Raw genomic sequence first — 17,912 nt, 5'->3', positions numbered from 1 at the left:
GAGCCGCGCGGACCCGCGGGCCCCGTCGGGAACCGTCCCGGCTCAGGCCGCGGGCCACTGCACGGGCACCGGCAGGCGGCGGCGCTCGGGAGGGGCGTCGCGTCGGGCGAGGCGCTCGATGAGCAGCTCCGCGGCCGCCCGGCCCAGCTGCTCGCCGTCCACGTCGACCGCCGGCACCCCCACCAGCCCGAGCGCGTCGACGATCGACCGCTCCGAGCTCACCACGAGCCGCTCCGGGAGGCCGCCGGAGGCGAGCAGCGCGTACTGCACCCCGAGCCCGAGGGCGGTCGCGTAGGGCACGACCGCCGTCGCTCCGGACTCGCGCACCGCGGCCGCGGCCGAGACGCCGGCCGCGAAGGTGGCCGGGAAGGACCCGAGCACCGTGAGCTCCGCTCCTCCGCTCGCCGCAGCCTCGTGCACGGCCGCGGTGCGCTGCCTGTCCTGCCACGAGCCCTCCGGCCCGCCGAGGTAGAGCACGCGCTCGTGCCCGTCGGCGGCGAAGCGCGCCACCAGCGACCCGAACGCGGCGGCCGTGTCGGCGACGACGGAGGCGAGACCGTCGACCTCGCGGTCCACCAGCACGGTCGGCTTGTGCGATCCAGCCGCCACCAGCAGCTCGTCCCCGCCGCGGGGAGCGACGACGATGAAGCCGTCGACCTGCCGCGAGAGCCGGTCGAACGCGCCGAGCTCGCGCACGGCCTCGAGCGGGTGCACGGCGACGGTCAGCTGCAGGCCGTCCTCGTCGGCGCGGCGCTGCGCCCCTCCGATGATCGGGGTGAAGAAGGCGTTGTCGAGCGTGGGGACGACCAGGGCCACGACGCCGGTGCGGCCGCGGGCGAGCTGGCGCGCGGCGGAGTTCGGGATGAAGCCGAGCTTGGCCGCCGCGGTCAGCACGCGGGCGGCCGTCTCGGGCGAGACGACCTCCGGGCGCGAGAGCGTGCGCGAGGCGGTGGCCTTCGAGACGCCGGCGAGGGCGGCGACGTCGGCGAGCGTGGCCATCCGACTCCTCCCTGCGGTCCTCCCGCGATCATAGGGGCCCGCCTGCAACCGGTCGCACCGGCGGCGCGAAGCGGTCCCGGATTCTGAAACACGGAATTTACACGGGCGACGCAGACCGGGTACCGCCGCACCCGTAGGGTCGATGCAACCGGTTACATCCGCAGCCGGCCACCGCTCGCCCCGGAAGGAGCAACCCGTGAGGACACGATCCGCTCCCCTCCTGCTCCTGCCGGGACTCGGGTTCCTGCTGCTGTTCTTCGTGGTCCCGTCGCTCGTGATGCTGTTCGCGCCGCCCGGCGCCACCGCCGCCGACGTGATCGCGAGAGTCGGCCAGATGCTGACCGACCCGTACGAGCTGCGGATCATCGGCCGCACCGTCGGCATCGGCCTCGTCGTCACGCTGATCTGCGTCGTCCTCGGCTTCCCGATCGCCTACCTGCTGGCCCGCTCCACCTCGCGCTGGGCGGGCGTGCTGCTGGCCCTCGCGATCTTCCCGCTGCTGCTCAGCAACGTGGTGCGCACCTTCGGCTGGCTCGTGGTCCTCGGCTCGAACGGCGCGATCGGGCAGCTCCTCGTCGCCACCGGCCTGGTCGACGAGGCGCCCCAGCTGCTCTACACCGAGCTGGCGATCGTGCTCGGCCTCACGCAGCTGTTCCTCCCGCTCGCGATCATCTCCTGCTACTCCGCCGTCTCGCAGGTGGACGCCGGGCTCGACGACGCCGCCCGCGGCCTCGGCGCGAGCCCGACCCGGACCTTCTGGGACGTCGTGGTGCCGCTCTCGCTCCCCGGCGTCGTCGTCGCGGCGACCCTCGTCTTCGCGGGATCCGTGACCGCGTACACGACTCCGTACCTGCTCGGCGGGTCCTCGCAGCGGATGCTGAGCACGCAGCTGTTCTCGTACTCCAGCGTGACGATCGACTGGGCGGGAGCGTCGGCCACGGCGATCGTGATGACGATCCTGGTCTTCCTCGTCTCCGGGCTCTCCTCGCTCGTCGCCCGCCGGGGGGCCGTCTCGTGAGGACCCGCCGCCCCGTCGCCGCGACCCTGGCCGTCGCCGGCTACGTGATCATGATCGTGCCGATCCTGTTCGTCGTCGCCACGGCGTTCACGGCCGGATCCACTCTGCGCTTCCCGCCGGAGGGCTTCTCGTTCCGCTGGTTCGGCGAAGCGCTCTCGTACGACCCGTTCCTCGAGTCGCTCGCCACCAGCGCTCAGCTCGCCGTCCTCTCGACGGCGATCGCGCTCCTGCTCGGGATCCCGGCGACCCTCGCCATCCACCGCGGGCGCATCCCGGGGAAGGGGATCGTCGAGGGGCTCTTCCTCTCGCCGCTGATCGTGCCCGAGCTCGTCGTCGGGCTGGCCCTCTTCCAGCAGCTCGTCGTGACGCTCAAGGTCGACAACGCCGCCGTGCTCCTCGTCGGCCACACCGCGCTCCTGCTCCCCTACGCGGTGCGCGTCACCGGCGCCTCGCTCGCCACCAGCGACCCGGCGCTGGAGGAGGCCGCCCGCGGACTCGGGGCCGGACCGCTGCGCACCTTCTTCACGATCACGCTGCCGATCCTGCGCCCCGGCGTCTTCTCGGCCGCCCTGCTCGGCTTCGTGACGTCCTTCAACAACGTCCCCCTGTCGCTCCTGCTGCAGAGCCGCGACGCCAGGACCCTGCCCGTCACGATGCTCGACTACGTGCAGCAGAGCTACGACCCGATGGTCGCGGCCACCTCCACCCTCATCCTCGCGGCGACCGTCGTCATCGCGTTCCTCGCCGAGCGCAGCGTCGGCTTCGCCCAGATCTTCGGAGGCATCAACCGATGAGCGCCGCAGCGGAATTCGTCAACGTCAGCCAGGTCTTCGGGGACTTCACCGCCGTCGACCGCATCGATCTCGCGATCCCCGCGGGGCGGCTGACCACCCTGCTCGGCCCCAGCGGCTGCGGCAAGACCACCTCGCTCCGGATGCTCGCGGGCTACTCGGCCCCCAGCTCCGGCCGCATCCTCATCGACGGCCTGGACAGCACGAAGCTGCCCCCGGAGAAGCGCGGGCTCGGCATGGTGTTCCAGTCGTACGCGCTCTTCCCGCACCTCAGCGTCGCCGAGAACGTCGGCTACGGGCTGAAGCTGCGCGGAGTCGGGCGGGCGGAGCGGCAGGCCCGGGTCGTGGAGAGCCTCGAGATGGTGGGCCTGGCGCACCTCGCCGCCAGCAGGCCGAGGAAGCTCTCCGGCGGCCAGCAGCAGCGGGTCGCGCTCGCCCGGGCCATCGCGATCCGGCCGAGGCTGCTCCTGCTCGACGAGCCGCTGTCGAACCTCGACGCCCGGCTGCGCGTGCAGATGCGCTCCGAGATCCGCCGCATCCAGGCGGAGACCGGGCTGACCGTGGTGCTCGTCACCCACGACCAGGACGAGGCGCTCGAGATGAGCGACGAGATGGTCCTGATGCGCGCCGGGCGGATCATGCAGCAGGGCGCCCCGAGCGCCGTCTTCGGCTCCCCCGCGAACCGCTTCGTCGCCGACTTCCTCGGCTACGAGAACTTCCTCGTCCTCGCGGACGGGTCGCTCGCGACGGTCCGGCCCGAGCACCTCGCGGTGTCGGCGACGGCCCCCGCCTCGCCCGGGCTCGCGCTCGACGGCGTGGTCGTCGACGTCGCCTATCGCGGCGTCGACGTGCTGGTCACGGTGGCCGCGACCGACCCCTCCGGCGCCCCGGTGCGCCTGGTGTCGGACGTCCGGGCCGACGGATCGGCCGCGCTCTCCCCCGGCGACGCCGTCGTGGTCTCGGCGCCGGCCGCGCGGCTGGTGCCGCTCGCCGCCGACGTCCCGGCCTGATCCGCGGTCCTCCCACCCCTCGCTCCTCCCACCCCGCACCGCCCGCTCCCTCCGCCCCGCAGCGCTCTCCTCCTCCACCGCCCCTCGAAAGGACCCGCCATGTCCCGCACCACCGCCCGGCGCACGCTCGCCCTCACCGCGGGGGCCGTCATCGGCGCCCTCGCCCTGGCCGGCTGCTCCGGCTCCGGCTCCTCCGACGAGTCCGACGCGCAGTCGCTCGTGGTCAGCACCTTCCCCTTCGGCGTGGAGGAGTTCCAGGAGGCCGTGATCGACCCGTTCACCGAGGCCACCGGCATCGAGGTCGAGGTCGAGACCGGCTCCAACTCCGACCGCCTCTCGCAGCTCCAGCTGGCCGGCGGGGACGACCCCGGCGTCGACGTGATGCTCATCAGCGACTACTACGCCGCGCTGGGCCAGAAGGACGACCTGTTCCAGCAGGTCGACGCGGCCTCGGTGCCCGCGCTCGCCGACGTCGCCGCCTTCGCCACCGAGGAGTCCTACCTCGGCCCCGCCTACAGCTACCAGCTCAACGGCACGCTCTACTCGACCGACGCCCTCACCGCCGACCAGGCGGCTCAGTGGTCGGTCTACTCCGACCCCGCGAACGCCGGGAAAGTCGCGCTGCCCGACATCTCCGTCACCGCGGGCCAGCTGATGGTCAGCGGAGTCGCCGCGACCGAGGGCTCCGGCCCGTACGACATCGACGCGGCCCTCAGCACCCTCGCCGACTGGGCCCCCGGAGTGCTCCAGTTCTACAGCTCCTCCACTGAGGTCACAAACCTGCTCACGCAGGGCGAGATCGTCGCCGCCGACGCCCTCAGCGGCTTCGCCACCGACCTGGTGGCCTCCGGCGAGCCGATCGGGTGGACCCCGCCCGCGACCGGCCGCTACATGGCGACCAACCGCGCGATGATCCCGACGGGAGCCGCGAACGTCGACGCCGCCGAGCAGTTCATCGACTACCTGCTCTCGGTCGAGGCGCAGACCTCCTCCGCCGCGATCGTCGGCGACCTTCCCGTGAACCTCTCCGCCGAGGTGCCCGACACCATCACGGCCGTCGTCGGCGACATCGCGGCCGACCCGACCGCCGCCGGCTACTCCACCCTCGACCCCGCCGAGCTCGTCCCCACCCGCTCGGAGTGGGTCGACCGCTTCGCCCGCGAGGTCACCGCCCAGTAGCGGCCCGCCCCGTGCGCGACGCCCGCGCACGGGGCCCCGACCGTCCGATCCCGCACCTCCGGAGACCGCCATGAGCACCACCCCCACCGCCGCCGTGCCCGACGAGTGGATCCGCCGGATCCCGAAGGCCGACCTGCACTGCCACCTCATCGGGACCGTGCGGCCCGCGACCTTCGCCGAGCTCGCCAGCCGCGAGGGCCTCGCCCTGCCGGCCGAGCCGGAGCGGATCTTCGCCGACATCAACTCGCTGCCCCCGGACCCGGCGCTCTACCGGGACACCGTGATCCCGGTGCCCCAGGGCCGCTCCGCCGACGAGCCCGCGGTGTCGTACTCGCTCTTCCAGGTCTCGGACTGGGTGGTGCAGCTGCTCCGCACTCCGGAGGACCTGACCCGGATCGTGCACGAGGCGTTCGAGGACGCCCACCGCACGAGCGGCACCCGCCACCTGGAGCTGTTCTTCGACGCCGTCCCGGAGCACCTCGCCGGGCTCGGCTACCGCGGCAGCGTCGAGGCCTACGCCGAGGGCATCCGGATGGCCGAGCGCGACTTCGGCATGACGGGGCGGATGATCGCCGGCATCGACCGCAGCCGCAGCGGGGAGGAGGCGCTCGAGCTGGTCCGCGAGGTCGTCCGCCACCCCCACGAGTACGTGGCGGGGATCGGGCTCGACAACCTCGAGACGGCGGGTCCGCCCGAGCGCTTCGCCGACGCCTACCGCCTCGCCGGGGAGGCCGGCCTGGGCCGGACCGCCCACTCCTCCGAGCACGCCCCGACCGCGGCCAACACGACGACCTGCCTCGATCTGCTGGGCTGCGACCGGATCGACCACGGCTACTTCGTCCTCGAGGACCCCGCCGTCGTCGAGCGCGTCCGCGAGCAGGGCGTGGTGTTCACCGTCGCCTCGACGACCTCGCGCCGCTCCTGGCGGCCCTGGCGGCGCGCGTCCATCCGGGCGATGCTCGACGCGGGACTGCGGGTCGTGCCGTGCTCCGACGATCCCGGGATGTTCCCGACCACGCTCGCCGACGAGTACCGCCTCGCCGCCGGCCCGATCGGCGCGACCGCCGCGCAGCTGCGCGCGATGGCGCTCACCGGAGCGGAGGCCTCCTGGCTGCCCGCCGATGAGAAGGAGAGTCTGCGCGCGTCGTTCGCCGCGGAGCTGGACGCGCTGGACGCGGAGTTCGGGCTCGTCTGAGGCCCGGGACGCGACGGGCTCCCCGCCCTGACAGAGTGGACGGATGAGCCCCCTTTCCGATCCCCTGGCCTTCGACCTCGAGGCGCTGCGCCGGGAGGTGCTGCCGGACGACGGGGGCGAGGTCGACGACAGCATCCCCGCGCTCGCGGATGCCGACCCGGGACTCTGCGCGATCGCGCTCGTCCTGCCCGACGGGTCCGTCCGCGCGAGCGCCGACGCGGAGGCGCGGTTCAGCATCCAGTCGGCCGTGAAGCCGTTCCTGTTCGCGCTCGCGCTCCTCGACACCGGCGGTGACGCGCTCGACCGCGTCGGCATCGAGCCCACCGGCGAGGCCTTCGACGCCCTCAAGCTCGAGAGCGGCACCGGGCGCCCGCCGAACCCGATGGTCAACGCGGGAGCGCTGCTGACCGCCGCCCTGGTCGACGGGGGCGACGCCGACGGCCGGAGCGAGCGGATCCTCCGCGGCCTCTCCGCCTTCGCCGGCCGCCCGCTCTCCGTCGACGAGAGCGTCGCCGCCGACGAGCACCTCCTCGGCGACCGGAACCACGCCCTCGCGCACCTGATGCGCGCGGAGGGCACCCTGCACCGCAGCGCCGACGACGCCGTCTCCGCGTACGCCCGGGCGTGCGCCGTGCTGGTCGACGTCCGCGACCTGGCCGCGATGGGCGCGACGCTCGCGTTCGGCGGCGTGCACCCGGGGACCGGCGAGCGGGTCGTGCCGGCGTCGGTCGCGCGCGACGTGGTCGCGGTCATGGCGACGTGCGGCGTCTACGACGGCTCGGGCCGCTGGATGCGCGCGGTCGGCGTGCCCGCCAAGTCGAGCGTCTCGGGCGCCCTCGTCCTCTCCGCTCCCGGTCGCCTCGGCGCCGCCGTCGTCAGCCCGCCGCTGGACCCCCAGGGCACCAGCGTCCGCGGCGCCCGTGTCGCCGCCCGCCTGAGCGACGCCCTCGCCCTGCACTCCTTCGCCGTCTCCCCCCGCTGACCGCTGCCGTTCCCCCGCTCTCCCCGCTCCCGCCGGCGCAGCCGCGGCCCGTGCCTCACGCCGTCGCGGGCGCCCACCGCACCCTCAGCGGAGACCACCCGCCCTCCCTCGACAGCGAAGGGCCGAGCCGCATCCGTGCACGCTCGCCCTCAGGGCCGAGCCACGTCAGCGCACGCTCGCCCGCAGGGCCGAGCTGACCGCCGAATCGCGTTCCAGCGATTCGCCGTAGCGGTACGCTCCCCGCTCCACGAAACGCCCCACCTCGTACAACCGACCGCGGAGCCGATGACGACGAAGGAGGAATCCGCTCGATCGAGCACCGCCGAGCTCACCGCCGAATCGCGTTCCAGCGATTCGCCGTAGCGGTACGCTCCCCGCTCCACGACACGCCCCCACCTCGTACAGCCGACCGCGGAGCCGATGACGACGAAGGAGGAATCCGCTCAGTCGAGCAGCAGCGCCGGTTCCTCCAGCACGCTGGCGACGTCGGCGACGAAGCGGCTGACGACGTCGCCGTCGACGACGCGGTGGTCGAAGGAGCCGCCGACCGTGGTGACGAAGCGGGGGCGGACCTCGCCGTCGACGACCCAGGGCTTCTGCTTGATCGTGCCGAGGGCGATGATCGCGACTTCGCCGGGGTTGAGGATGGGGGTGCCCGTGTCCATCCCGAACACGCCGATGTTGGTGATGGTGATGGTGCCGTTCTGCATGTCGGCGGCGGTGGTCTTGCCGTCGCGGGCGTCGAGGGTGAGCTTCTCGAGGGCCTGCGCCAGTTCGAGGAGGCTCATCGACTGGGCGTCCTTGACGTTGGGGACGAGCAGTCCGCGCGGGGTGGCCGCGGCGATGCCGAGGTTGACGTAGTGGCGGACGACGATCTCGGTGTCGGTCCAGGCGGAGTTGACGGTGGGGTTGCGGCGGACGGCCCAGATGATGGCCTTGGCCATGATGAGCAGCGGCGAGACCTTGACGCCGGCGAAGTCGGGCGAGTTCTTGAGGCGCTTGACGAACTCCATGGTGCGGGTCGCGTCGACGTCGACGAAGACGCTGACGTGGGGCGCGGTGAACGCGCTCGTCGACATCGCGGCGGCGATCGCCTTGCGGACGCCGCGCACGGGGATGCGCTCCTCGCGGTCGTCGCCCCAGGCGGGGGTCTGGATGTTGCGGAAGACGCTGGCCTGGGAGGCGTGGCGGATGACGTCGTCGCGGGTGACCTCGCCGGCGAGGCCGGTGGCCTGCACCTCGAGGAGGTCGACGTCGAGGTCCTTCGCGAGCTTGCGGATCGGCGGCTTCGCGATGACGGGGAGCGCGGCGGCGGCCGGCACGGAGGCGGGCCGGGCCGGGGCCGTCGGGCGGGCGGCAGGCGCGCGGCCGGAGCGGTGGCGCCCGGTCGGCGGCGGCGGGTCTGACGTGTCCGCCGGCGGTGCCGTAGCCGACGAGCGCGGCTCCGGAGCCCTCGCCCGGCTCGGTGGTGGAGGGGGCGGGCGGAGCGGCGGCCTGCGCGGGGTGGGCCGGGATCGCGGGCACCTCGGAGCCGATCGAGCCGGCTCCGGCCTGGACGGTGATGATCGCGGTGCCGACGTCGACCGTCTGGCCCTCGTCGACGAGCACGTCGACCACGGTGCCGCTGAACGGCGAGGGGAGCTCGACGAGCGACTTGGCGGTCTCGATCTCGACGAGGACCTGGTTGACGGCCACCTCGTCGCCGACCTTGACCTTCCAGGCCACGATCTCGGCCTCGGTGAGGCCCTCGCCGACGTCGGGGAGGAGGAACTGCTCTGTCATCGGGGGGACTCCTGTGGGCTCGTGCGGGCGGATGTCGCGCGCGTCAGTACGCGAGCGAGCGGTCGACGGCCTCGAGCACGCGGTCGACGTCGGGGAGGAAGAGCTTCTCGACCTTGGCGGGCGGGAAGGGGGTGTCGAAGCCGGCGACCCGGAGGACCGGCGCCTCCAGCGAGAAGAAGGCGCGCTCGGTGACGGTCGCCGCGATCTCGGAGCCGAGGCTCACGTTCGCGGACGCCTCCTGCGCGACGACGAGCCGGCCGGTCCTGCGGACAGACGCGAGCAGCGGCTCCCAGTCGATCGGGGAGAGCGAGCGCAGGTCGACGACCTCGACGCTCGTGCCCTCCTCGCCCGCGAGCTCGGCGGCCTGGAGGAGGACCGCGACCATCGGGCCCCAGCCGACCAGCGTGACCTCGGTGCCCTGGCGGACGACGCGGCTGGCGTGCAGCGGCGCGGCGGAACCGCTGAGGTCGACGTCGCCCTTGGGCCAGTAGCGGCTCTTGGGCTCGAAGAACATGACGGGGTCGTCCGAGGCGATGGCCTCCTGGATCATCCAGTAGGCGTCGTTGGGAGTCGACGGGCTGACCGCGCGCAGGCCCGCGGTGTGCGCGAAGTACGCCTCGTTGCTCTCCTGGTGGTGCTCGACCGCTCCGATGTGCCCGCCGTAGGGCACGCGGATGACGACGGGCATGGTGATCGCGCCCTCGTGGCGGTTGGTCATCTTGGCCAGCTGCGAGGTGATCTGGTCGAACGCCGGGTAGATGAACCCGTCGAACTGGATCTCGCAGACCGGGCGGAAGCCGCGCATCGCGAGCCCGATCGCGGTGCCGACGATGCCGGACTCGGCGAGCGGCGTGTCGAGCACGCGCTTCGCCCCGAACTCGGCGTGCAGGCCCTCGGTGATGCGGAAGACGCCGCCCAGGGGGCCGATGTCCTCGCCCATCAGGAGGACTCGGTCGTCCTGCGTCATCGCGCGGCGGAGGCCGGCGTTGAGCGCCTTGGCCATGGACATGGACTCGAGCTGCGACCCGGTGAGGGGCGGCTGCGCGGCCGTCGTGCTGGTGTCGATCGTCATCACTCGCCTCCGAACGATTCTTCGTAGCGCTGCAGCCACGCCTTTTGCTCCTCGACGAGCACGTGCGGCTCCGAGTAGACGTGGTCGAACATGACGCCCGTGGGCGGGACCTCGAGGGCGAGGAGGCGGCGGCGGATGTCGGACGCGAAGTCCTTCGCCTCCTCGTCGACCTCGTCGAAGAAGGACTGCTCCACGCCCTCGCTCCGCAGGAACGCGGCGAAGCGGGTGATCGGGTCCTTCGCGACCCACGAGGCGAGCTCGTCGTCGGTGCGGTACTTCGTCGGGTCGTCGCTCGAGGTGTGCGCGCCGATCCGGTAGGTCAGCGCCTCGATGAACTGGGGACCGCCGCCGGAGCGCGCGTCCTGCAGGTGCTTGGCGGTGACCGCGTAGCTCGCGAGCACGTCGTTGCCGTCGATCTGCACGCCGGGGATGCCGAAGCCGGAGGAGCGGAGGTAGAGGGGGCTGCGCGACTGCGTGGCCACGGGGACCGAGATCGCGTAGTGGTTGTTCTGGAGGAAGAAGACCTCGGGAGCCTGGTAGCTCGCGGCGAAGACCATCGCCTCGCTGACGTCGCCCTGGCTGGAGGCGCCGTCGCCGAAGTAGACGACGACGGCCGCGTCCTTCTCGGGGTCGCCCGTGCCGGTCGCTCCGTCGAGGGTGAGGCCCATCGCGTAGCCGGTCGCGTGCAGGGCCTGCGAGCCGAGCACCAGCGTGTAGAGGTGGAAGTTCCCGTTCGTCGGGTCGGTCGGGTCCCAGCCGCCGTGCGTCGTGCCGCGTAGGAGCGCGAGGACGCCGAGCAGGTCGATGCCGCGGATCTTGCCGACGACGTGCTCGCGGTAGGAGGGGAACACGTGGTCCTGCGGGCGCATCGCGAACGCGGAGCCGACCTGCGCCGCCTCCTGCCCGTGGCTCGGGACCCACAGTCCGAGCTGGCCCTGGCGCTGCAGGTTCGCGGCCTCGGTGTCGAAGCGGCGGACCACCGCCATCTCGCGGTAGAAGGAGCGGTGCTGCGCCTCGTCCACCCCGTCGAGGTAGGAGGCGTACTGCTCGGCCGCGGGGGTCGGCGAGAACCGCCCGTCCGCGGAGAGGAACTGGACAGTCGGCGACTCCGTGCTGGTGGCTACCACCCGACTAACCTATCCGTCTCGCGGGGTGGCCCTCGGGGAGGGAAGCCACAATCTCGGCCGCCGCGCTGAGGAGCTTGTCGACAGAGCGCGCCTCGCCGACGGAGACGCGGATCCCCTCCGGCGGGAACGCGCGGACCACGACCCCGGCGCGCTCGAAGACCTCGGCCGCCCGCGCCGTGTCCTCGCGGGTGTCGAACCAGAGGAAGTTCGCCTGCGACTCCGGGATCGTCCAGCCCTGGTCGAGCAGCGCCCGCCAGAGGTCGTCGCGGAGGCGGGTGATGCGGTGGACGCGCTCGAAGAGCTCCTCGCGGTGCTCGAGGGAGGCGACCGCCGCGGTCTCGGCGAACCGGGTGACCGAGAGCGGGATGGCGGTGGAGCGGGCGGCGTCGAGGATCCGCGCGTGGCCGATCGCGTAGCCGACGCGGAGGCCGGCGAGGCCGTACGCCTTGGAGAAGGTGCGAGCGATCACGAGGTTCGGGTAGCGGCCGAGCAGGCGGGTGCCGTCCACGGCCCGCTCGTCGTCGACGAACTCGGCGTACGCCTCGTCGAGGAGCACGAGGACGTCTCCCGGGACGCGCTCGAGGAGCGCCTCGACGTCGTCGGCGGTCGCGACGGTGCCGGTGGGGTTGTTGGGGCTGCAGACGATCAGCAGGCGGGTGCGCTCGGTGACGGCCTGAGCCATGGCGTCGAGGTCGTGGGTGTCGTCGGCGCGGAGCGGCACGCGCACGCTGGTGGCGCCCGCGGTCGTGACGAGCGAGGGGTACGCCTCGAACGAGCGCCAGGCGTAGACGACCTCGTCGCCCGGGCCCGCCGCCGCGGTGATGAGCTGGGCGATGACCGCGACGGAGCCGGCTCCGACGATCACCTCCTCGATCGGGACGCCGTACTCCGCGGCGAGCGCCGTGCGCAGGGCGGTCGCCGCCGCGTCCGGGTACCGGTTGAAGTCGTCCACCTCGCGGACCCGCGCGAGCACGGAGGGCAGCGGGTCGAACGGGTTCTCGTTGGAGGAGAGCTTGAAGGCGTCGGCGGCGGCCGCGCGGCCCTGCTTGTAGGCGGGGAGCGCCAGGATCTCGGGGCGGAGGCGGACGGGAGGCTCCTGCTGGTCGGTCACCCGCCCCATGCTAGGCGGCGCGGCGGCGGGCGCCCCGCCGTTCCGCGCGCGCCGTCCCCCGCCCTCGACGGGCGTGCGCCGGCCCCCCTTCCCACCGGTCGAGCGCCGCCGGTGCGGCCCGGAGGTGCGGCCGACCCGGGTCTCGGATGCGCGAACCGCCCCGCTGACCGGCGCCCACGGCGGCCGTCCCCCGATTAGGGTGCAGTGATGCGGAGTCGAGGGCGAGCCGAGCGGCGCGGGGGTGCGCGCCCGCTCCTCCGGGGCGCCACGGCCGCGATCGCCCTGCTCGTCGCCGCCGGCGTGCTCACCGGATGCACGCCCGCCGCGGAGGGCACGCAGGCGACCCCGACTCTCCGGGAGACGTCCATCGACGTCGCCGCTCCCCCGGCCTACACCGCCGCGCGCGAGGCCGGCCTCGCGCTGCGGGACGACTCGCTCGCGCTCCTCACCGCGACCGACGGCACCGTCGCGGGCGCGGCCCGCACCGATCTGCTGGTGGCGATCGGATCCCTGAACGCAGCGCTCGAGGGAGTCTCGGCCGACGCCATCACCACCGCGACGACCGCGGCCGGGGAGCAGCGGACGGCGCTGGCCGAGCGCGTGCTCGGGCTCGCCACGTCGACCCTCGCCTCCGGTCGCGGATCGACGTCCCGGCGGGCGGTGCTGACCGACGCGGTCGAGCAGCTCCGGAGCGCTCTCGCCTCGGGAGCCGCGGTCGCTCCGCTGGCCGTCGCCGTGATCGAGGCGCGCGAGCCGCTCGTCCCGGAGCCGGGCAGCGGATTCGCTCCTCCCCCGCGCCCCGCGCCTCCCGCAGCTCCCCGGCCGACCAGTGCGCCCGAGCCGACCCAGGAGCCGACGCCCGATCCCCCGGCTCCGGAGCCGGCTCCCGCGCCCGCTCCCGAGCCGACCGTGGCCCCGCAGCCGACGGCGGAGCCCCTGCCGCAGCCCGAGCCCACCGCGGTGCTCCCTCCGCGGACCTGCGCCGACGACCCCCGCCTCTGCACTCCTGCGCCCGAGCCGACCATCGGCGGGCCCCTCACCTGAGCCCCGGCTCGCGGCCCGCCCCGCCTGCGGGGATAGTGGAGGCATGAGCAGACTCCTCCTCGGCCTCCTGACCAACGCCGTCGCGATCTGGCTCACGACCCTGGTCGTGGCGGGCGTGCGCGTCGACCCGTACGAGGAGGGCCCCGCCGCGGCGGTCCTCACGTACCTGCTGGTCGCGGTGATCTTCGGCGTCGTCAACGCCGTCGTCGGCGGAGTGGTGCGGGTGGTCGCGTTCCCCCTGTACGTGCTGACGCTCGGCCTGGTCTCGTTCCTCGTCAACGGCCTCCTGCTGCTGCTGACCGCCTGGATCAGCGGCCTCTTCGGCTTCGGCCTCGTCGTGGACGGCTTCTGGTGGGGCGTGCTCGGCGCCCTCGTGCTCGCCCTGGTGAACTGGTTCATCGGCCTCCTCCTGCGCCCCTTCCTCCGCCGCCGTCAGGACTGACACCGCGGGCTCGGCAGCCAGCATCGGCCGCGCCGCCGCCGCCCGGGAGGCCGCGCGCGCCATCGGTGGACGGCGGCCGCGATCGGCCTGCTGTGGAGGAGCCGCGGTGCGCCATGATGGGCGGGTGACCCCCGACTCCCCTGCGCCCTCGGCCTTCGCCGTGTGCTTCGTCTGCACCGGCAACATCTGCCGGTCGCCGATGGCCGAGGTGGTGCTGCGCTCCCTGGCGGAGCAGGCGGGGCTCGGCTCCGCGATCGAGATCAGCTCGGCCGGCACCGGCGAGTGGCACCTCGGCGAGCACGCCGACAGCCGCGCCCTCGCGGCGCTGGAGCGGCACGGCTTCGACGGGGGCCGCCACCGCGCCCAGCTCTTCGACCCGTCCCGCTTCGCCGAGTTCGACCTGGTCGTCGCGCTCGACCACGGGCACGAGCGCGCGCTGCGCTCCTGGGCGCGCACCGAGGTCGACCGGCAGAAGATCCGCCGCCTGCTCGACTTCGAGCCCGGCCTCTCCCCGCAGGGCGACGTCCCCGACCCCTACTATTCCGATGCGGCGGCGTTCGACTCGGTGCTCGCGCTCATCGAGCGCGCCTGCCGGGCCCTCTTCGCCCAGATCGAACCAGGACTGCGCGGCAACCGCTCGGTCCGCCCCGACTCCACCGACGCGCGCGCCGCCCTCGCGCAGGACACCTGAGAACCGGAAGGCACCACCGCATGACCTCGCTCCCCACCCAGCCGCTGAGCCCTCTCGACGGCCGCTACAGCGGTGCCGTCTCGTCGCTCGGCGAGTACCTCTCGGAGGCGGGGCTGAACCGCGCGCGGGTGCACGTCGAGGTCGAGTGGCTGCTGGCGCTGACCGACCGCCGCCTCTTCGGCTCCGAGCCCGTCGACGCGGCGACCGCCGAGGAGCTGCGCCGCCGCGCCCGCGACTTCGGCCAGCCCGAGATCGACGAGCTGGCCGCCCTCGAGGCCCGCACCCGCCACGACGTGAAGGCCGTGGAGTACCTCGTCCGCCAGTGGCTCGAGGAGCTGGGACTGCAGCGCATCGCCGAGCTCACCCACTTCGCCGCCACCAGCGAGGACATCAACAACCTCTCCTACGCGATCGTGGTCCGCCAGGCCGTCGGCGAGATCTGGCTGCCGAAGCTGCGCTCGGTCGTCGCGTCGCTCCGGGAGCTGGCCGTCCGCTACCGCGACGAGTCGATGCTCAGCCGCACCCACGGCCAGCCCGCGACCCCGACCACGATGGGCAAGGAGTTCGCCGTCTACGCGTACCGGCTCGAGCGGGTCGTCGCGCAGATCGAGGCGACGGAGTACCTGGGCAAGTTCAGCGGAGCGACGGGCACGTTCGCCGCGCACCTCGCCGCCGACCCCGGCACCGACTGGCCCGCCCTCGCGGAGGAGTTCGTCACCTCCCTCGGCCTCGTCTTCAACCCGCTGACCACCCAGATCGAGTCGCACGACTGGCAGGCCGAGCTCTACGGCAGGGCCGCGCACGCGAACCGCATCCTGCACAACATCTGCACCGATGTCTGGACCTACATCTCGCTCGGCTACTTCCGGCAGATCCCCCAGGCCGGGGCGACCGGCTCGTCCACGATGCCGCACAAGATCAACCCGATCCGCTTCGAGAACGCCGAGGCGAACCTCGAGCTCTCCAGCGCCCTGCTCGACTCGCTCGCGCAGACCCTGGTCACCTCGCGCCTCCAGCGCGACCTCACCGACTCGACCACGCAGCGCAACATCGGCGTCGCGTTCGGCCACTCCCTCCTCGCCCTCGACAACATCGCCCGCGGCCTGCTCGAGATCGACCTCGACCCGACCGCCCTCGCCGCCGACCTCGACGGCAACTGGGAGGTGCTGGCCGAGGCGATCCAGACGGTGATCCGCGCAGAGGTGGCGGCCGGCCGCTCCTCGATCACCGACCCGTACGCGCTGCTGAAGGACCTGACCCGCGGCAAGCGCCTCGGTGCCGACGACCTCGCCGTCTTCGTGCAGGGTCTCGACATCGGCGACGGGGCGAAGGAGCGCCTGCTGGCGCTGACGCCGGGCGGCTACACGGGCCTCGCCTCGTCGCTGGTCGACCGTCTGAGCTGATCCGCCGGGCAGCGAGCGCGCGGATGCCGCCGTCCTCGAGCGCGAGCACTCGGACTCCTGCGTGCTCGCGGCGGCGCGGTCGACGGCGGCGCGATGTCGGGGGTCGCACCTAGCGTCGGCGGCATGGCAGCGTGCGCGATCGGAGGGTGCGCCTCCTCGGCCGAGACGGGCGCCCCCCTCGCGCTCTGCGCGGCGCACCTCGGGCTCGCGCACGACTGGGTCGCCCGCGAGGACGGGGTGATCGACGCCCTGCCCTCGCCGTGCGCGGCGTGCGGGTCCCGCCTGGGCGTCCGGCTCCCCTCCGCCTGGCTCTGCGCCGCCTGCGAGTGGCGGCTCGGCGACGCACCCGACGGCGAGCTCCCGCCGCCCCGGGTCGACGTCGTCTACTACATCCGCTTCGGCGAGCGGATCAAGATCGGCACCAGCGGCAATCCCCGGCAGCGCCTCCACCGGCTCCGGCACGAGGAGCTCCTCGCGTTCGAGCGCGGCGGGCGGGCGCTCGAGCAGCATCGGCACGCCCAGTTCGCCGACGAGCGCCTGGAGCGCACCGAGTGGTTCGCGCGCAGCCCTGCGCTCGACGCCCACATCGAGACCGTGCGCGCCGGGGAGCCCGACCCCTGGGCCCTGCACCGCCGCTGGCGCAGCGAGGCGCTGGCCCTGCGGCTCTGACGCGTCGGCTGCGAGCGGTCGGCTGCGACTCGACCGCTCCGACTCGCCGGCTCCTACTCGACGGTTCCCGCTCGCCGGCACTGCGTCGGCGGGTCCCGTTCCGCCGAGCCGGACACCGGCACGGAGCGACGGGGAGGGAGCGACGGGGACGGATCCCGGAGGACCGTCCCGCAGCCGCCGCGCGACTCGGTCAGCGCCCCCAGGCGTCGACGAGCAGCGGACCGCGGACATCGCGGAGCCGGTCGACGAGGCGGTCCGCCAGCGCGGCCGTGACCCCCGTGGCGACCAGGTCGTGGGGGCCGAGCGGCAGCAGCTTCCCCGTGCGGATGCGCACCACCTCCCATCCGGCGGAGCGGAGCGCGCGGTCCTTCCGCCGGTCGGCCTCCTCGCGGTGCCCGACGTGCTCGAGTCCGTGACGGCCGGTGGAGTCGTACTCGATCGCGACGCGCAGCTCGCCGAGCACCAGGTCGGGCCACGCCTCGCAGTGCTCGAAGAACGGCCGCGCGAGACGCACCGCCGTGTGGGCCGGGTCGAAGACGAGGCGCTCGGCGAGGAGTGCCCGGAGCCGGGCCTCGACGGCGGAGGCGGGAGGAGGCGCGCACCGGCTCGCGAAGGGCTCGCCGACGGGGAGGTCCGGCGTCTTCGGGCACACGCGGGCGGGCCGGGGTCGGGAGCGCGCCGGGCGGGCGGCGGGGTCGGCGGACGGGACCGCGGCCGGAACGGCGGAGGCAGCGGCGGGAGGGGCGGACGGGAGCGCGGCCGGAACGGCGGCAGTTGGAGGGGTGGATCGAGCGGACGGAGGAGTCGACGACGCGGCGGGCGCGGATCCGCTCGAGCCGGTCGAGAACACGGACGTCGGGAGCCCCCGCGCGATCACGGCGGGCGGCGCCAGGAGGACGAAGGAGCCGTCGTCGGGGGCGGCCGTCGGCGCGAGCACCTCGGCGAGCCGGCCGCCGATCATCGGCGCGGCCCGGGGCAGGCGCGGCGAGGCGAGCTCGGCGCAGTCGGGGCACCAGGAGGAGCGGCGCCGCTCCCGGCCGGGACGGTGGCGCTGCTCCTCGGGGGTGGCGACGAAGACGTGTCCGGCGTCGCAGAGCCAGCACAGGTACACGTCGGCCGCGGGCGGGATCTGGCTGAGCACGATGCCCTCGTTGTACTCGGGCCGGTACTGCCGCACCAGGACGGGGTAGGACGCCCAGGCCTCCCGGTAGGTGCCGACCGCGTAGGGGACGTCGGCGCCGCGCGAGAACCGCCGCCTCTGCCACCATCGCCCGATCGCCTCCGCCACCCTCCGCACGCTACGCGCGACCACCGACGCGGAAGCGGCGCCCGCGTGCGCAGGCGGGATCTCGAGACGCCCTGCGGGCTGCTCCATCAGCATGCGCGGCGGAAGGGAC

At 73.8% G+C, this 17,912-nt stretch carries 16 protein-coding genes and 1 pseudogene; 11 read left to right on the top strand and 6 right to left on the bottom strand.

Annotation, left to right across the window (positions count from 1 at the left end; genetic code table 11):
- Window positions 1–42 precede the first annotated feature (42 nt).
- On the bottom strand, window positions 43–999 hold the full coding sequence (locus GTU71_RS14870; RefSeq protein WP_159940795.1) for a LacI family DNA-binding transcriptional regulator: 957 nt from the start codon (window positions 997–999) through the stop codon (window positions 43–45).
- 196 nt (window positions 1,000–1,195) lie between these two features.
- Between GTU71_RS14870 and GTU71_RS14865 the strand changes: the two genes are divergently transcribed.
- The 6 genes from GTU71_RS14865 to glsA all read left to right on the top strand — a co-directional run bounded on the left by GTU71_RS14865 (window position 1,196) and on the right by glsA (window position 7,174).
- Entirely contained in the window at window positions 1,196–2,017 is an 822-nt protein-coding gene (locus GTU71_RS14865; protein WP_104283063.1) for an ABC transporter permease, read from the top strand.
- Window positions 2,014–2,811 carry an ABC transporter permease gene (locus GTU71_RS14860; protein WP_104283062.1) on the top strand — a complete coding sequence of 266 codons (798 nt, stop codon included), beginning with the start codon at window positions 2,014–2,016 and terminating at the stop codon, window positions 2,809–2,811. Before GTU71_RS14865 ends, GTU71_RS14860 begins: the two co-directional genes overlap by 4 nt.
- Window positions 2,808–3,818, top strand: a complete 1,011-nt coding sequence (locus GTU71_RS14855) for an ABC transporter ATP-binding protein (protein ID WP_104288958.1) — start codon at window positions 2,808–2,810, stop codon at window positions 3,816–3,818. The genes GTU71_RS14860 and GTU71_RS14855 overlap by 4 nt, the downstream gene beginning before the upstream one ends.
- Before the next feature lie 99 nt (window positions 3,819–3,917).
- Window positions 3,918–4,997: an extracellular solute-binding protein gene (locus tag GTU71_RS14850; protein ID WP_159940793.1), complete on the top strand. Its 1,080-nt coding sequence runs from the start codon at window positions 3,918–3,920 to the stop codon at window positions 4,995–4,997.
- Window positions 4,998–5,067: 70 nt separating this feature from the next.
- Window positions 5,068–6,192: a hypothetical protein gene (locus tag GTU71_RS14845; RefSeq protein WP_244230579.1), complete on the top strand. Its 1,125-nt coding sequence runs from the start codon at window positions 5,068–5,070 to the stop codon at window positions 6,190–6,192.
- A gap of 43 nt (window positions 6,193–6,235) precedes the next feature.
- Window positions 6,236–7,174, top strand: coding sequence for a glutaminase A (gene glsA, locus GTU71_RS14840; RefSeq protein WP_159940791.1), 939 nt, complete (start codon window positions 6,236–6,238; stop codon window positions 7,172–7,174).
- A gap of 443 nt (window positions 7,175–7,617) precedes the next feature.
- On the opposite strand, the pseudogene GTU71_RS14835 reads toward glsA, so the two are convergent.
- The 4 genes and pseudogenes from GTU71_RS14835 to hisC all read right to left on the bottom strand — a co-directional run bounded on the left by GTU71_RS14835 (window position 7,618) and on the right by hisC (window position 12,266).
- Window positions 7,618–8,956, bottom strand: a pseudogene (locus GTU71_RS14835) (dihydrolipoamide acetyltransferase family protein).
- Window positions 8,957–8,999: 43 nt separating this feature from the next.
- Window positions 9,000–10,028 (bottom strand): alpha-ketoacid dehydrogenase subunit beta, encoded by a 1,029-nt coding sequence (locus tag GTU71_RS14830; protein WP_104225191.1) that lies wholly within the window; start codon window positions 10,026–10,028, stop codon window positions 9,000–9,002.
- The gene (locus tag GTU71_RS14825) at window positions 10,028–11,155 is read right to left on the bottom strand and encodes a thiamine pyrophosphate-dependent dehydrogenase E1 component subunit alpha (protein ID WP_104226633.1); all 1,128 of its coding nucleotides are present in this window, start codon (window positions 11,153–11,155) and stop codon (window positions 10,028–10,030) included. The genes GTU71_RS14830 and GTU71_RS14825 overlap by 1 nt, the downstream gene beginning before the upstream one ends.
- Before the next feature lie 4 nt (window positions 11,156–11,159).
- Window positions 11,160–12,266 (bottom strand): histidinol-phosphate transaminase, encoded by a 1,107-nt coding sequence (hisC, locus tag GTU71_RS14820; protein ID WP_244230578.1) that lies wholly within the window; start codon window positions 12,264–12,266, stop codon window positions 11,160–11,162.
- A gap of 207 nt (window positions 12,267–12,473) precedes the next feature.
- On the opposite strand from hisC, the gene GTU71_RS14815 reads away from it, so the two are divergent.
- The 5 genes from GTU71_RS14815 to GTU71_RS14795 all read left to right on the top strand — a co-directional run bounded on the left by GTU71_RS14815 (window position 12,474) and on the right by GTU71_RS14795 (window position 16,515).
- Window positions 12,474–13,310: a hypothetical protein gene (locus GTU71_RS14815; protein WP_159940787.1), complete on the top strand. Its 837-nt coding sequence runs from the start codon at window positions 12,474–12,476 to the stop codon at window positions 13,308–13,310.
- A 43-nt stretch (window positions 13,311–13,353) separates the two neighbouring features.
- Window positions 13,354–13,752: a phage holin family protein gene (locus tag GTU71_RS14810; RefSeq protein WP_104225199.1), complete on the top strand. Its 399-nt coding sequence runs from the start codon at window positions 13,354–13,356 to the stop codon at window positions 13,750–13,752.
- A gap of 124 nt (window positions 13,753–13,876) precedes the next feature.
- Window positions 13,877–14,443, top strand: a complete 567-nt coding sequence (locus tag GTU71_RS14805; protein WP_181027248.1) for a low molecular weight protein-tyrosine-phosphatase — start codon at window positions 13,877–13,879, stop codon at window positions 14,441–14,443.
- 20 nt (window positions 14,444–14,463) lie between these two features.
- Window positions 14,464–15,846, top strand: coding sequence for an adenylosuccinate lyase (gene purB, locus GTU71_RS14800; protein WP_159940785.1), 1,383 nt, complete (start codon window positions 14,464–14,466; stop codon window positions 15,844–15,846).
- A gap of 123 nt (window positions 15,847–15,969) precedes the next feature.
- A complete protein-coding gene (locus GTU71_RS14795; protein WP_104351190.1) occupies window positions 15,970–16,515 on the top strand; it encodes a GIY-YIG nuclease family protein in 546 nt (181 codons plus the stop codon).
- A 190-nt stretch (window positions 16,516–16,705) separates the two neighbouring features.
- On the opposite strand, the gene GTU71_RS14790 is transcribed toward GTU71_RS14795, so the two are convergent.
- Window positions 16,706–17,803, bottom strand: a complete 1,098-nt coding sequence (locus GTU71_RS14790) for a hypothetical protein (RefSeq protein ID WP_159940783.1) — start codon at window positions 17,801–17,803, stop codon at window positions 16,706–16,708.
- Window positions 17,804–17,912 lie beyond the last annotated feature (109 nt).

Source organism: Rathayibacter sp. VKM Ac-2762 (genome assembly GCF_009866585.1).
Taxonomy (GTDB): Bacteria; Actinomycetota; Actinomycetes; order Actinomycetales; family Microbacteriaceae; genus Rathayibacter.
Note: the sequence above shows the minus strand (reverse complement) of the source record. Positions and strands in the feature narration are given on the sequence as shown.

Bases quoted from the DNA above. Each gene is read 5' to 3' on its own strand.
- GTU71_RS14870 (WP_159940795.1), bottom strand. From the start codon at position 999: ATGGCCACGCTCGCCGACGTCGCCGCCCTCGCCGGCGTCTCGAAGGCC.
- GTU71_RS14855 (WP_104288958.1), top strand. From the start codon at position 2,808: ATGAGCGCCGCAGCGGAATTCGTCAACGTCAGCCAGGTCTTCGGGGAC.
- GTU71_RS14850 (WP_159940793.1), top strand. From the start codon at position 3,918: ATGTCCCGCACCACCGCCCGGCGCACGCTCGCCCTCACCGCGGGGGCC.
- GTU71_RS14845 (WP_244230579.1), top strand. From the start codon at position 5,068: ATGAGCACCACCCCCACCGCCGCCGTGCCCGACGAGTGGATCCGCCGG.
- glsA (WP_159940791.1), top strand. From the start codon at position 6,236: ATGAGCCCCCTTTCCGATCCCCTGGCCTTCGACCTCGAGGCGCTGCGC.
- GTU71_RS14830 (WP_104225191.1), bottom strand. From the start codon at position 10,028: ATGACGATCGACACCAGCACGACGGCCGCGCAGCCGCCCCTCACCGGG.
- GTU71_RS14815 (WP_159940787.1), top strand. From the start codon at position 12,474: ATGCGGAGTCGAGGGCGAGCCGAGCGGCGCGGGGGTGCGCGCCCGCTC.
- GTU71_RS14810 (WP_104225199.1), top strand. From the start codon at position 13,354: ATGAGCAGACTCCTCCTCGGCCTCCTGACCAACGCCGTCGCGATCTGG.
- purB (WP_159940785.1), top strand. From the start codon at position 14,464: ATGACCTCGCTCCCCACCCAGCCGCTGAGCCCTCTCGACGGCCGCTAC.
- GTU71_RS14795 (WP_104351190.1), top strand. From the start codon at position 15,970: ATGGCAGCGTGCGCGATCGGAGGGTGCGCCTCCTCGGCCGAGACGGGC.